Origin of the sequence: Streptomyces sp. NPDC089915 (genome assembly GCF_040684675.1) — a bacterium.
In the GTDB taxonomy this organism is placed as follows: Bacteria; Actinomycetota; Actinomycetes; order Streptomycetales; family Streptomycetaceae; genus Streptomyces.
Window position 1 is genome coordinate 1 of record NZ_JBFBGN010000174.1, and the last position, 12,526, is coordinate 12,526.

Sequence of the window (12,526 nt, forward strand, 5' to 3'; positions counted from 1 at the left end):
GGCTGGTCCTGCTCACCCTCTTCGCGCTCTTCGCGCATCCCCCCGATCGGGGGGCCGGGGCCGTCCGCTCACGCGGTGGTGCCTAGCGGAAGCGGCGCGTCGTGCGGGCCGGCTCGGTCGGCGGGGCGATCTGGAACTGAGGCTCGGAGGCCGGGGCGGCCGCCTTCCGGGTCCGGCGGCGGGGCGCGACGGGCGCCTCGTTGAGGACCACGTCCGGGATCGGGGTGGCCACGGCCTTGCGGGTCGGGACCCGGCGCGGCCGGACCGGGGCCGAAGCCTCGGCGACCTCGGCGACGGCCACGGGGGCCTGCGCCACCGGGGCCTCCGCGACGGCGGCGGCCTTGCGGGTCCGGGTGCGCTTCGGCTTCTCCGGCGCCTCCTCGGTCACGACCGGGGCCTCGGCCACGGGGACCTCGGCGACCGGGGCCGCGACGGCGGCGGCCGTCTTGCGGGCCCGGGTGCGGCGCGGCTTGACCACCGGCGCCTCCTCGGTCACGACCGGAGCCTCGGCCACGGGGGCCTCGGCCACGACCGGGGCCTCGGCCACCGGCGCCTCGATGACGGGAGCCTCTGCCTCGTTCACCGCGGCCACGGCCGCAGCCGTCAGCCGGGTGCGGCGGCGGCGCGGGCGGCGCGCCTCGTCGTCGGCGGGGGCCTCGGCGGCCGGGGCCGCCGGAGCGGTCAGGGCCTCGGCCTCGGCGCCCAGCTCCGAACCGCTGCGGGTGCGGCGGCGCTGGCGCGGCGTACGGGTCCGGGCGGGACGCTCCTCGGCCACCGGGGCCGCGCCGCGGCCGCCACGGCCACCGCGGCCGCCGGTCTCGCCCAGGTCCTCCAGCTCCTCGGCCTTCAGGCCGGCCCGCGTGCGCTCGGCGCGCGGCAGGATGCCCTTGGTGCCGGCCGGGATGCCCAGCTCCTCGTAGAGGTGCGGGGAGGTGGAGTAGGTCTCGACCGGGTCGTGGAAGTCCAGCTCCAGCGCCTTGTTGATCAGCTGCCAGCGCGGGATGTCGTCCCAGTCGACCAGGGTGACGGCGGTGCCCTTGTTGCCCGCGCGGCCGGTGCGGCCCACGCGGTGCAGGAAGGTCTTCTCGTCTTCCGGCGTCTGGTAGTTGATGACGTGCGTCACGCCCTCGACGTCGATGCCGCGCGCGGCCACGTCGGTGCACACCAGCACGTCGACCTTGCCGTTGCGGAACGCGCGCAGCGCCTGCTCGCGGGCGCCCTGGCCCAGGTCGCCGTGGACGGCGCCGGAGGCGAAGCCGCGCCGCTCCAGCTGCTCGGCGATGTCGGCGGCCGTGCGCTTGGTACGGCAGAAGATCATCGCGAGCCCGCGGCCGTCGGCCTGGAGGATGCGGGAGACGAGCTCCGGCTTGTCCATGTTGTGCGCGCGGAAGACGTGCTGCTTGATGTTGGCGACGGTCGCGCCCTCGCCGTCCTCGGAGACGGCGCGGATGTGCGTCGGCTGCGACATGTAGCGGCGGGCCAGACCGATGACCGCGCCCGGCATGGTCGCCGAGAACAGCATCGTCTGCCGCTTGGCCGGCAGCAGGTTCATGATCTTCTCGACGTCGGGCAGGAAGCCCAGGTCGAGCATCTCGTCGGCCTCGTCGAGGACGAGGGCCTTGACGCGGGACAGGTCGAGCTTCTTCTGCCCGGCCAGGTCCAGCAGGCGGCCCGGGGTGCCGACGATCACGTCGACGCCCTTCTGGAGCGCCTCGACCTGGGGCTCGTACGCGCGGCCGCCGTATATGGCGAGGACGCGGACGTTGCGGACCTTGCCCGCGGTCAGCAGGTCGTTGGTGACCTGGGTGCACAGCTCGCGGGTCGGAACCACCACGAGGGCCTGCGGGGCGTCGGTCAGCTGCTCGGGCGTGGCCCGGCCGGCCTCGACGTCCGCGGGGACGACGACCCGCTCCAGCAGGGGGAGGCCGAAACCGAGCGTCTTGCCGGTGCCGGTCTTGGCCTGGCCGATGACGTCCGTGCCGGAGAGGGCGACGGGGAGGGTCATCTCCTGGATCGGGAAGGGGGACACGATGCCGACGGCTTCCAGCGCCTCGGCCGTCTCGGGAAAGATCCCGAGGTCTCGGAACGTAGTCAGGGTGCTGCCTCTTCTGTGAGACGCGGCGCGAGGCGGCGAGGGGGGTCCTACCGTGCCGGGCTTGCGGTACTGCGCCCACCCAGGTTCGGGCGGGTCGTACGAAGCTGCGCGGGACCACTGCCATCGCTCAGGCGCTCATGCCGCTGAGGGGGCCCCTCGTGGAAGCGGTACGCATGGGCGTACTCGCCGCGCCGAGGGCGGTCGGGTGGAGCCGATCGGGCCACCGACCGGGCATCCTCATTCGGATGGCCCGCCGAGTATTCGGCAGGCGCATTACCACTGTACCCCGGAATCGCGCAGGTGTGTCGGGTGAATTCACCAGGTAGGCGGGTTTACACGGAGCGAGAGCGTGTAGCAGTGGTGACTTGTCCCGCCTTTAGGCGGGCTATTGTGCGGAGCATGTCGACCGTTGAAAACGCATCTCCCGCCGACGAGAACGCCCAGGCCGGGGCGCAGGGCATCGCCGCCCAGGACTGGGCGACCGCCTCAGCCTCCCCGCAGTACCGGGCCGCCGTCGTCGACCTCCTCGGCGCGCTGGCGTACGGAGAGCTCGCGGCCTTCGAGCGCCTCGCGGAGGACGCGAAGCTCGCGCCCACCCTGGGCGACAAGGCCGAACTGGCGAAGATGGCCTCCGCCGAGTTCCACCACTTCGAGCGGCTGCGCGACCGGCTCGCGGCGATCGACGCCGAGCCCACCGCCGCGATGGAGCCCTTCGCGAAGGGCGTGGACGACTTCCACCGCCAGACCGCCCCCTCGGACTGGCTGGAGGGCCTGGTCAAGGCCTACGTCGGCGACTCGATCGCCAGCGACTTCTACCGTGAGGTCGCCACCCACCTCGACACCGACACCCGCGCCCTGGTCGTCGGCGTCCTCGACGACACCGGCCACGGCGGCTTCGCCGTCGAGAAGGTGCGCGCGGCGATCGAGGCGGACCCGCGCGTCGGCGGCCGGCTCGCGCTGTGGGCGCGACGTCTGATGGGCGAGGCCCTCTCGCAGGCCCAGCGGGTGGTGGCCGAGCGCGACGCGCTGTCCACCATGCTGGTCGGCGGGGTGGACGGCATGGCGGCCGGCTTCGACCTGGCGGCCGTGGGCGAGATGTTCACCCGGATCACCAAGGCCCACACCAAGCGCATGGCCGCCCTCGGCCTCGCGGCCTAAGGCTCCGGACGCCGCGCTCAGCCCCGCGACGGAAGCGAAAACGGAGGGCGGCGCGGACCCCCGCCGCCCCCGGCGGCGGGGCGCAGCAGCAGGGACAGCACGACGGCCGACACCCCGAGCCCGCCCATCAGCGTGGCGAAGAGGGTGTTGTGCCCCGGCCCCAGCGACATATGCGTCAGATAGGCCCCGAACAGGGCCCCGCTCACCCCGCTGACCAGCACCGTTCTGGTGGAGGGCAGTCGCTTGGCGAGTACGCGCACGGCCACGCCCGCGAGGGCGAGGCCCAGCAGACCGGAGCCGACGGCCTCCATCAGCATCATCTGGTCACTCCCCTACGTCAGGGCAAACCGGGTCACTGCGGTCCTACCCGAAGCGGAAGATACGGAAACGGCCCGGCGGAGGTGTCCGCCGGGCCGTTCCAGTCGTACTCCAGTGCCTCAGAGCGCCCCGAAACCGACCTTGCGCTGCGCCGGCTCGCCGAGGTCGACGTACGCCAGACGGTCGGACGGCACCAGGACCTTGCGGCCCTTGATGTCGGTGAGGCTCAGCAGCGGCGCGGTGCCGGTCAGCGCATCGGCGATGATGCTCTCCAGCTCCTCGGCGCTCAGGCCGCTCTCCAGCACGATCTCCCGGGGTGCGTGCTGCACGCCGATCTTGACCTCCACGGCTTTGTCCCTCCGACGATCCGGTTCGCGCGATCAGCCGCGCCGTACGCGGTCCACATTAGCCCGGTGAGGGGACACGATCGGCTCGCGGCGGACACGCTCGCAGCGAACAGCGGCCGGTCAGGGCTCCGCTCGGGCCTCGGCGCAGGGCTCCGCTCAGGCCTCCGTGCCGTGCAGCGGGAAGCCGGCGATGCCGCGCCAGGCGAGCGAGGTCAGCAGGTCCACCGCCGTGTCACGGGCGACCGGGCTCTCGCTCGACAGCCAGTACCGGGCCACGACCTGCGAGACCCCTCCCAGGCCCACGGCGAGCAGCATCGACTCGTCCTTCGACAGCCCGGTGTCCTCGGCGATCACCTCCGAGATCGCCTCGGCGCACTGGAGCGAGACGCGGTCGACCCGCTCGCGGACGGCCGGCTCGTTGGTCAGGTCGGACTCGAAGACCAGCCGGAACGCGCCACCCTCGTCCTCGACGTACGCGAAGTAGGCGTCCATCGTCGCCGCCACGCGCAGCTTGTTGTCGCTGGTGGACTCCAGCGCCCCGCGCACCGCCTGGAGCAGGTTCTCGCAGTGCTGGTCCAGCAGGGCCAGGTAGAGGTCGAGCTTGCCGGGGAAGTGCTGGTACAGCACCGGCTTGCTGACGCCCGCCCGCTCCGCGATGTCGTCCATGGCCGCAGCGTGGTAACCCTGCGCGACGAACACCTCCTGGGCGGCGCCCAGCAGCTGGTTGCGCCGGGCACGGCGCGGCAGTCGCGTACCCCGCGGACGCGCTGCCTCGGTCTGCTCGATGGCTGTCACGCCGCCTCCCACTTTCTCTAAGAACACAGTGCGCTCTGCGCCGCGCCGCCATCGTACTTTTCGGTAACCGGATCTGGTGGGTTCAAGCCGGGATTTCTCGCTGTGCGGACGGCCTGGACACACCCCGGACACGCTGGTCAGCGCCTGGCAGATGCTGTCAGCGGTAGTCGTCCTCGTCCAGGGGTACCACCCGGGCCTGTTCGGCGGCGTCCGCTTCCGGCGCCTCTCCCCGGTCCACGCCGGTGAGCGGGTCGTCGTCCCGCGGCTGGATGTCGGTGAGCTGCTCCGCGGCGTCCGCCTCCGGGGCCTCGGCGTCGAGCGGGTCCGCGAACCGGTCCCGGAAGGTGTCCGGTTCCGAAGGGTCGACAGTCATTCCACTCCCCTCGCCTTCGGTCGTCCTCTTACGAGCCTAGGAGGATCGGGAGTCGCACGCCAGACGGTCCTGTGACCGCGAACACAAGGGAACACAAGGGGGTCGGCGTGATCGTCTCGTAACATTGGCCCATGTCTTCGACCGAGCTGCCGGGCGTACGGTCCACCGCCGAGCCGACCTCCCAGGTGGGGGCCGTGCGGGTGGCCGAAGGAGAGGGGCTGCGCACCGTCGCGCTGCCGGGCCTGGAGATGAACGTACGTTTTCGGCCACCGCTGCGGGAGGGTCTGCCGCCCGCGCTGTTCGTGCACGGGCTCGGCGGCTCCTCCCAGAACTGGTCGGCCCTCATGGAGCAGCTGGCCGGCTCCGTCGACGGCGAGGCGGTCGACCTGCCCGGCTTCGGCTGGTCCGCCCCGCCCGCCGACCGCGACTACTCGATCACGGCACTGGCCCGGGCCGTCATCCGTCACCTCGACGCCGCCGGACGCGGCCCCGTGCACCTGTTCGGCAACTCCCTCGGCGGCGCCGTCTCCACCCGCGTCGCGGCCGTCCGGCCCGACCTCGTGCGCACCCTGACGCTGGTTTCGCCCGCGCTGCCCGAGCTGCGCGTGCAGGGCTCGGCCGTGCCCACCGCCCTGCTGGCCCTGCCCGGCGTACCGGCCCTGTTCGGGCGCCTGACCCGGCACCTGACGGCCGAGCAGCGCACCAGAGGGGTGACGGACCTCTGTTACGGAGACCCCTCACGGGTGACGGAGGAGGGCTTCCGCAATGCCGTCGAGGAGATGGAACGGCGCATGGCGCTGCCCTACTTCTGGGAGGCGATGAGCCGTTCCTCGCGCGGGATCGTCGACGCGTACACCCTCGGCGGGCAACACGGGCTGTGGCGCCAGGCGCAGCGCGTCCTCGCGCCGACGCTGCTGGTCTACGGTGGCCGGGACCAGCTGGTCTCGTACCGTATGGCGCGCAAGGCCGCCGCGGCCTTCCGGGGTTCGCGGCTGCTGAGCCTTCCCGAGGCCGGACACGTGGCGATGATGGAGTACCCCGAGGTGGTCGCGGCCGCCTTCCGGGAGCTGCTGCGCGACACCGCCACCGGGGACACCGACCGAGATACCGCAGACGGCAAGGGCTGAGCACGTGGGACGACATAGTCGCAAGGGCCCCGGATCCGCCCCCGCCCGTCCGCAGCCGGCGCCCGCGCCCGCGCCGTACGAGCCGGGCCCGGACGGGCTGTACGAGCCCGGGCCGTACCCGGCCGACCCGTACCGCCCCGCACCCGCCGGGTCCGCGCCGCAGGCGCCCCCCGGTCCAGGGGAGCGGCGCGGACGGCTCCGGTCCGAGGAGCCCACCGTCGTCCACGAGGGGTCCGCCCCGCCGGCGGCCCGGCCCTCGGGCCATCCCGAGCAGCGCGAGGAGGGCGGCGCCTGGGGCACCGGCCCGGCCCCCGCCGCCCGGTACGGGGACTGGCGCGGCGCCCCCCGCGCCGCCGCCCCCGCCGCGCCCGCGGCCCCGGGCGCCGCCGCGCCGTTCCCCACCCCCGCCGCCGGCTTCCCCCGGCTCACCGAGGAGTCCCCGGCCCCCGCGCCCGGCCCCGACCCCGTCACCTCCACCGGCTCCCACCGCCGCGTACCGGGACCCCGTACGCCCGCCGCCCCCGGCCGGCCCGCGGGCGGCCGCGGCACGCGGGCCCGCACCTACACCGGGATCGCGGCCCTGGCGGTGACCGCCGTGCTCGCCGTCGTCATCGCGGGCCAGGTCGCCGACGAGGGCGACTCCGCCGCCTCCGGCGCGCACGCCGCCGGGGACGGCGGCCCGAAGCGGGCCCCCGACGACAAGGCCGCCTCCCGCTCCGACGGCCGACCCACCCCCGCCTCCCCGCCGCCCGCGCAGCCGCTGACGTACGAACAGCAGATGGCGCGGCAGCTGCCCATCGACGCGAAACTCACCGGAACGGGCGTCTTCGACACCGTCCCCGGCCTCGCCAAGGCCCCGGGCAAGGGCAAGGTCGTGCGCTACCGGGTCGACGTGGAGCAGGGCCTCGGCATGGACCCGCAGCTCTTCGCGGAGGCCGTCCAGCGCACCCTCAACGACCCGCGGAGCTGGGGCCACGACGGCGCGATGACCTTCGAGCGGGTACCGGACGGCAAGGCCGACTTCGTCGTCACCCTGGCCAGCCCCGGCACCACCGGCGCCTGGTGCGCCAAGTCCGACCTGGACACCACCATCGACAACGTCTCCTGCGACTCGGCCAGCACCGAACGCGTGATGATCAACGCCTTCCGCTGGGGCCAGGGTTCGGCGACCTACGGGGCCGACCAGATGTTCGCCTACCGGCAGATGCTCATCAACCACGAGGTAGGCCACCGGCTCGGTCACGGGCACGAAAGCTGCCGCACGCCGGGCTCCCTCGCCCCGATCATGCAGCAGCAGACGAAATCGCTCGACATCGACAATATTCACTGCCTTCCCAACCCCTGGGTATTTCCCGGGAATTGACCCGTCGGGGCGGTGGAGGTGGCCGGTTCTTCCGTTGACAACGCGTTCGATGACCGGTAATTGTTCTCCGCATGTCGCACCGCCACACCTCCGCCGCGAGCGCCGCCATCGAGCTGGCGCTCCTCGGTGTGGCCGCGCACAGCGTGGCCGACATCTTCTGTCGCTGACGCCTGCCTGAGCGCGCGACCCCCTTCTCTCCACCTGGTTCCGCCGCGCCCGGGCACACCCCCTGCCCGCAGGCGCGGCTGCCCGTTTCCCGGTTCTGACCTCCGGTGATGCCCGACGTCGCCCCTCGCGTGGCCCTTTCCCACCCCCTTCACGCCGAGAGGTCCCTTCCGCCATGCCCCGTCAGTCCCACATATCGCGCCGCGTCGCCGCGCTCGCCGTCAGCCTCGTACTGGCCGGGGGCGCCGCCGCGTGCGGGCCAAAGGACGCGGCGGGCGGTTCCGGCGGCGCCTCTTCCGGCAAGCCCGGCGCCGCCGGCGCCCCGCAGAAGGGCGGCACCCTGACCGTCCTCAACAACGAACCGCAGAACGACTTCGACCCCGCCCGCCTCTACACCTCCGGCGGCGGCAACATCCCCTCGCTGGTCTTCCGCACCCTCACCACCCGCAACCGCGAGGACGGCCCCGCCGGAGCCAAGGTCGTCCCCGACCTCGCCACCGACCTCGGCAAGCCCAACGCCGACGCCACCGAGTGGACCTACACGCTCAAGGACGGCCTCACGTACGAGGACGGCAGCCCGATCACCACCGCCGACATCAAGTACGGCATCGAACGCTCCTTCGCCGCCGAACTCTCCGGCGGCGCCCCCTACCTGCGCGACTGGCTCGTCGGCGGGGAGACCTACGAGGGCCCCTACAAGGACGGCGGGAAGGGCCTCGACTCCATCGTGGTCCCCGACGCGAAGACCATCGTCTTCAAACTCCGCAAGCCCGAGGGCGAGTTCCCCTTCCTCGCCACCCAGACCCAGTTCGCCCCCGTCCCCAAGGCCAAGGACACCGGCGTCAAGTACGAGGAGCACCCCGTCTCCTCCGGCCCGTACAAGGTCGTCAAGAACACCGGCGACGGCGAGACCCTCCTCCTGGAGCGCAACGAGCACTGGGACCCGAAGACCGACGAGGAACGCAAGGCCTACCCGGACAAGATCGACGTCCGCTCCGGCCTCGACGCCGCCGTCATCGACCAGCGGCTGACCACCAGCTCCGGCCCCGACGCCGCCGCCGTCACCACCGACACCAACCTCGGCCCCGCCGAACTCGCCCAGATCGGCGACAACAAGGAGCTCGCCGCCCGGGTCGGCACCGGCCACTTCGGCTACGTCAACTACCTGGCCTTCAACCCGAAGGTCGCCCCCTTCGACAACCCGAAGGTCCGCCAGGCCATCTCGTACGCGATCAACCGCACCAGCGTGGTCAACGCCGCCGGCGGCTCCGCCCTCGCCGAGCCGGCCACCACCTTCCTCCCCGAGCGCGAGGCCTTCGGGTACGCGCCCTACGACCACTTCCCGGCCGGCAAGACCGGCAACCCGGCCAAGGCCAAGGAGCTCCTGAAGGAGGCGGGCTTCCCCGACGGCCTGACCGTCACCCTCACCCACTCCAACGCCCAGAACCGCCAGACCGGCCCCGAGATCGCCACCGCCGTCCAGCAGGCCCTCGCCGCCGCCGGCATCACCGTCAAGCTCGAAGGCCTGGAGAACAACGCCTTCAACGAGCGCCGCTGGGACGCCAAGAACACCCCCGGCCTCTTCCTCTCCCGCTGGGGCGCCGACTGGCCCTCCGGCGGCCCCTTCCTCGCCCCCATCTACGACGGCCGCCAGATCGTCACCAACGGCTCCAACTACAACCACGCGCAGCTGAACGACCCGGCCGTGAACGCCGAGATCGACGAGATCGCCAAGCTCACGGACCTCGCCGCCGCCGGAAAGCGCTGGGGCGCCCTCGACAAGAAGATCGGCGAGCAGGCCCTCGCCGTGCCCCTCTTCCACCCGGTCTACAAGCGGCTCGTCGGCAAGGACGTCAAGAACGTCGTCATCAGCGACTGGACCGGTGTCCTCGACGTATCGCAGGTCGCCGTCAAGTGAGCACGTTCCTCGACCGGCCGGCGTCCGCGCACGGGGCCCCCACCCCGGCCGCGGGCGCCGGCCGCCGGGTCCGGCGGTGGCTGCGCGGGCGCCCGTCCGCCCTCGCGGCCACCGCCGTCCTGGCCCTCCTCGTCCTCCTCGCCCTCGCCGCACCCCTGATCGCCCACCTCACCGGCCAGGACCCGAACGCCTACCACGACGACCTCGTGGACTCGGCCCGCGGCGGCGTCCCCCTCGGCTCCTTCGGCGGGATCTCCGTCGACCACTGGCTCGGCGTCGAACCCGGCACCGGCCGCGACCTGTTCACCCGCCTGCTGTACGGGGCGCAGGTCTCCCTCCTCGTCTCCCTCGGCGCCACCGTCGTCCAGGTGGGCATCGGCGTCGCCGCCGGGATCACCGCGGCCCTCGGCAGCCCCCTGCTGGGACGGCTCATAGGCGGGGCCACCGACGTGATGATCGCCCTGCCCCTGCTGATCCTCGCCGTCGCCCTGACCGCCGTCGTCCCGCCCGGCTTCCCGCGCCCGCTGCTGCTGGTCCTCGTCATCGGCGTCCTCGACTGGGGCGGCACCGCCCGCCTGGTCCGCGCCCAGACCCTGTCCCTGCGCGGCCTGGACTTCGTGGAGGCCGCCCGGCTCGCCGGCAACGGCCGGCTGCGGATCGCCCGCCGGGAGCTCCTGCCCTCGCTGGCGGCTCCCGTCATCACCCTGGCCGCCCTCAAGGTCCCGACCAACATGGTGATCGAGGCCTCCCTCTCCTTCCTCGGCGTCGGCGTCAAACCGCCCACCCCGTCCTGGGGACAGATGCTCTCCGGCGCCCAGACCTGGTTCCGCGCCGACCCCGCCTACGTGCTGCTCCCCGCCGGGCTGCTCTTCGTCACCGTGCTCGCCTTCACCGTGCTCGGCGACGGCATCCGCACCGCCCTCGACCCGCGCGAGGGCTCGCGCCTGCGGGTCGGCACCGGAAAGGAGAACGCCGCATGACCGCCTTCGCCCTCAAACGCCTCGGCAGCGCCCTCCTCGTCCTGCTGGCCCTGTCCGCCCTCGTCTACGCCCTCTTCTACCTCGCCCCCGGCGACCCGGCCCGGCTGGCCTGCGGAGAACGCTGCAACCCGCAGCAGATCGCCCAGGTCCGCGAGCAGCTCGGACTGAACGACTCCGCCGTCAGCCAGTACCTGCACTTCCTCCGGGGACTGGTCACCGGCCGCGACTACTCCGGCGGCGCCGGACTCGTCCTGCACTGCGACGCGCCCTGCCTCGGCTTCTCCTACCAGAACGACCGGCAGGTCACCGAACTCCTCCTGGAGCGGCTGCCCGCCACCTTCTCCCTCGCCCTGGGCTCCCTCGTGATCTGGCTCGTCGTAGGCGTCGGCACCGGCCTGCTCTCGGCGCTCCGCCGCGGCGGACCCACCGAACGCGTGCTCACCGTGCTGACCCTCGCCGCCACCGGCACCCCCGTCTTCATCCTCGGGCTGCTGCTGCTCATGGCCGTCTGCGCCTACCTCCAGTGGCTGCCGTTCCCCACGTACGTGCCCTTCGGCGAGGACCCCGAGCAGTGGGCGTGGAACCTGCTGCTGCCCTGGGTCACCCTCGGCGTCTTCGAGAGCGCCAAGTACGCCCGGCTCACCCGCAGCTCCACCCTGGAGACCCTCGCCGAGGACCACATCCGCACCTTCCGCGCCTACGGGGTGGGGGAGCGCGCGATCGTCACCCGGCACGCGGTGCGCGGGGCCGTCGCCCCCGTGATCGCCCTCAGCGCCGTGGACTTCGGCACGATGATCGGCGGCGCGGTGCTCACCGAGTCCCTCTTCGGCATCCCCGGCCTCGGCAAGACCCTCATCGACGGGGTCCGGGTCGTCGACCTGCCCGTGGTCGTCGGCGTGGTCCTCGCCATCGGCACCGCCGTGGTCCTCGCCGGCGCCGTCGCCGACCTCCTGTACGCCCTCGCCGACCGAAGGGTGGCCCTGACGTGACCGAGCATCTGGTGGACGTGACCGGCCTCGCCGTCGACTTCCCCGTCGGCGACCCCGGCTCGTACGTACGCGCCGTCGACGGGGTCTCCTTCACCCTGGAGCCCGGCCGGGCCCTGGGCATCGTCGGCGAGTCCGGCAGCGGCAAGTCCACGGTGGCCGCCGCCCTCCTCGGACTCCACCGCGGCACGGGCGCCCGCCTGACCGGCACCGTCCGGGTCGGCGGCACCGACGTGGGCGCCGCCACCCCGGCCGAACTGCGCGCCCTGCGGGGCGGGACGGCCGCCATGGTCTTCCAGGACCCGCTCAGCTCCCTCGACCCGTACCACGCCATCGGCGACCAGATCGCCGAGGTCTACCGGGTCCACACCACCGCCACCCGCCGGACCGCCCGCGCCCGGGCCGTCGAGGTCCTCGACCGGGTCGGCATCCCCGACGCCGCCCGCCGCTCCCGCGCCCGGCCGCACGAGTTCAGCGGCGGCATGCGCCAGCGCGCCCTCATCGCGATGGCCCTCGCCTGCCGCCCCCGCCTGCTGATCGCCGACGAACCGACCACGGCGCTCGACGTCACCGTCCAGGCCCAGATCCTCGACCTCCTGCACGGGCTCCGCGAGGAACACGGCCTCGGCCTGCTCCTCGTCACGCACGACGTGGGCGTGGCCGCGGAGAGCGTGGACGCCCTGCTGGTGATGCGAGGCGGCACGGTGGTGGAACGGGGCCCGGCGGCGGAGGTCCTCACCACCCCGGCCGCCCCGTACACCCGGACCCTGCTGGCGGCGGTACCGCGCCTCGACGCGCCGCACGACCGGCCTGCCGGCGCGGCGCGCACGTCCGGCGCCGCCGAGCCGAATCCAGCCCCGCCGGCGTTTGAGGCGCGGGGGTCCGGGGGCGGAGAGATCGG

The 12,526-nt window shown here is 73.3% G+C and carries 13 protein-coding genes; 8 read left to right on the top strand and 5 right to left on the bottom strand.

What is annotated here, in order from left to right; all coding sequences use genetic code 11:
* Positions 1-82 precede the first annotated feature (82 nt).
* The gene (locus tag AB0O29_RS31395; RefSeq protein ID WP_365158413.1) at positions 83-2,029 is read right to left on the bottom strand and encodes a DEAD/DEAH box helicase; all 1,947 of its coding nucleotides are present in this window, start codon (positions 2,027-2,029) and stop codon (positions 83-85) included.
* A gap of 465 nt (positions 2,030-2,494) precedes the next feature.
* Here AB0O29_RS31395 and AB0O29_RS31400 point away from each other — a divergent pair, with 465 nt between their 5' ends.
* Positions 2,495-3,253, top strand: a complete 759-nt coding sequence (locus AB0O29_RS31400) for a ferritin-like fold-containing protein (protein WP_079429655.1) — start codon at positions 2,495-2,497, stop codon at positions 3,251-3,253.
* A gap of 17 nt (positions 3,254-3,270) precedes the next feature.
* On the opposite strand, the gene AB0O29_RS31405 is transcribed toward AB0O29_RS31400, so the two are convergent.
* From AB0O29_RS31405 to AB0O29_RS31420, 4 genes are all read right to left on the bottom strand, one after another.
* Positions 3,271-3,570: a hypothetical protein gene (locus AB0O29_RS31405; RefSeq protein ID WP_365158444.1), complete on the bottom strand. Its 300-nt coding sequence runs from the start codon at positions 3,568-3,570 to the stop codon at positions 3,271-3,273.
* A gap of 120 nt (positions 3,571-3,690) precedes the next feature.
* The gene (locus AB0O29_RS31410; protein ID WP_365158416.1) at positions 3,691-3,918 is read right to left on the bottom strand and encodes a DUF3107 domain-containing protein; all 228 of its coding nucleotides are present in this window, start codon (positions 3,916-3,918) and stop codon (positions 3,691-3,693) included.
* Between the two features lie 156 nt (positions 3,919-4,074).
* Positions 4,075-4,713, bottom strand: a complete 639-nt coding sequence (locus tag AB0O29_RS31415) for a TetR/AcrR family transcriptional regulator (RefSeq protein WP_365158419.1) — start codon at positions 4,711-4,713, stop codon at positions 4,075-4,077.
* Between the two features lie 157 nt (positions 4,714-4,870).
* Positions 4,871-5,086 (bottom strand): hypothetical protein, encoded by a 216-nt coding sequence (locus AB0O29_RS31420; RefSeq protein ID WP_365158422.1) that lies wholly within the window; start codon positions 5,084-5,086, stop codon positions 4,871-4,873.
* A 131-nt stretch (positions 5,087-5,217) separates the two neighbouring features.
* Between AB0O29_RS31420 and AB0O29_RS31425 the strand changes: the two genes are divergently transcribed.
* The 7 genes from AB0O29_RS31425 to AB0O29_RS31455 form a co-directional block, all read left to right on the top strand.
* Positions 5,218-6,213 carry an alpha/beta hydrolase gene (locus AB0O29_RS31425; RefSeq protein WP_365158425.1) on the top strand — a complete coding sequence of 332 codons (996 nt, stop codon included), beginning with the start codon at positions 5,218-5,220 and terminating at the stop codon, positions 6,211-6,213.
* A 4-nt stretch (positions 6,214-6,217) separates the two neighbouring features.
* Positions 6,218-7,576: a DUF3152 domain-containing protein gene (locus AB0O29_RS31430; RefSeq protein ID WP_365158428.1), complete on the top strand. Its 1,359-nt coding sequence runs from the start codon at positions 6,218-6,220 to the stop codon at positions 7,574-7,576.
* Positions 7,577-7,647: 71 nt separating this feature from the next.
* The gene (locus AB0O29_RS31435) at positions 7,648-7,743 is read left to right on the top strand and encodes an Ms4533A family Cys-rich leader peptide (protein ID WP_312847459.1); all 96 of its coding nucleotides are present in this window, start codon (positions 7,648-7,650) and stop codon (positions 7,741-7,743) included.
* 173 nt (positions 7,744-7,916) lie between these two features.
* Positions 7,917-9,659 (top strand): ABC transporter substrate-binding protein, encoded by a 1,743-nt coding sequence (locus AB0O29_RS31440; RefSeq protein ID WP_365158432.1) that lies wholly within the window; start codon positions 7,917-7,919, stop codon positions 9,657-9,659.
* Positions 9,656-10,639, top strand: a complete 984-nt coding sequence (locus AB0O29_RS31445; protein WP_365158435.1) for an ABC transporter permease — start codon at positions 9,656-9,658, stop codon at positions 10,637-10,639. The genes AB0O29_RS31440 and AB0O29_RS31445 overlap by 4 nt, the downstream gene beginning before the upstream one ends.
* The gene (locus AB0O29_RS31450) at positions 10,636-11,628 is read left to right on the top strand and encodes an ABC transporter permease (RefSeq protein WP_365158438.1); all 993 of its coding nucleotides are present in this window, start codon (positions 10,636-10,638) and stop codon (positions 11,626-11,628) included. The genes AB0O29_RS31445 and AB0O29_RS31450 overlap by 4 nt, the downstream gene beginning before the upstream one ends.
* Positions 11,625-12,526: ABC transporter ATP-binding protein (locus AB0O29_RS31455; protein WP_365158441.1), on the top strand; the 902-nt coding region annotated here is incomplete at its 3' end. The genes AB0O29_RS31450 and AB0O29_RS31455, both read left to right, overlap by 4 nt.

Coding starts and splice junctions, on each gene's coding strand:
- AB0O29_RS31405 (WP_365158444.1), bottom strand. CDS start 3,570: ATGCTGATGGAGGCCGTCGGCTCCGGTCTGCTGGGCCTCGCCCTCGCG.
- AB0O29_RS31420 (WP_365158422.1), bottom strand. CDS start 5,086: ATGACTGTCGACCCTTCGGAACCGGACACCTTCCGGGACCGGTTCGCG.
- AB0O29_RS31450 (WP_365158438.1), top strand. CDS start 10,636: ATGACCGCCTTCGCCCTCAAACGCCTCGGCAGCGCCCTCCTCGTCCTG.
- AB0O29_RS31425 (WP_365158425.1), top strand. CDS start 5,218: ATGTCTTCGACCGAGCTGCCGGGCGTACGGTCCACCGCCGAGCCGACC.
- AB0O29_RS31440 (WP_365158432.1), top strand. CDS start 7,917: ATGCCCCGTCAGTCCCACATATCGCGCCGCGTCGCCGCGCTCGCCGTC.
- AB0O29_RS31435 (WP_312847459.1), top strand. CDS start 7,648: ATGTCGCACCGCCACACCTCCGCCGCGAGCGCCGCCATCGAGCTGGCG.
- AB0O29_RS31400 (WP_079429655.1), top strand. CDS start 2,495: ATGTCGACCGTTGAAAACGCATCTCCCGCCGACGAGAACGCCCAGGCC.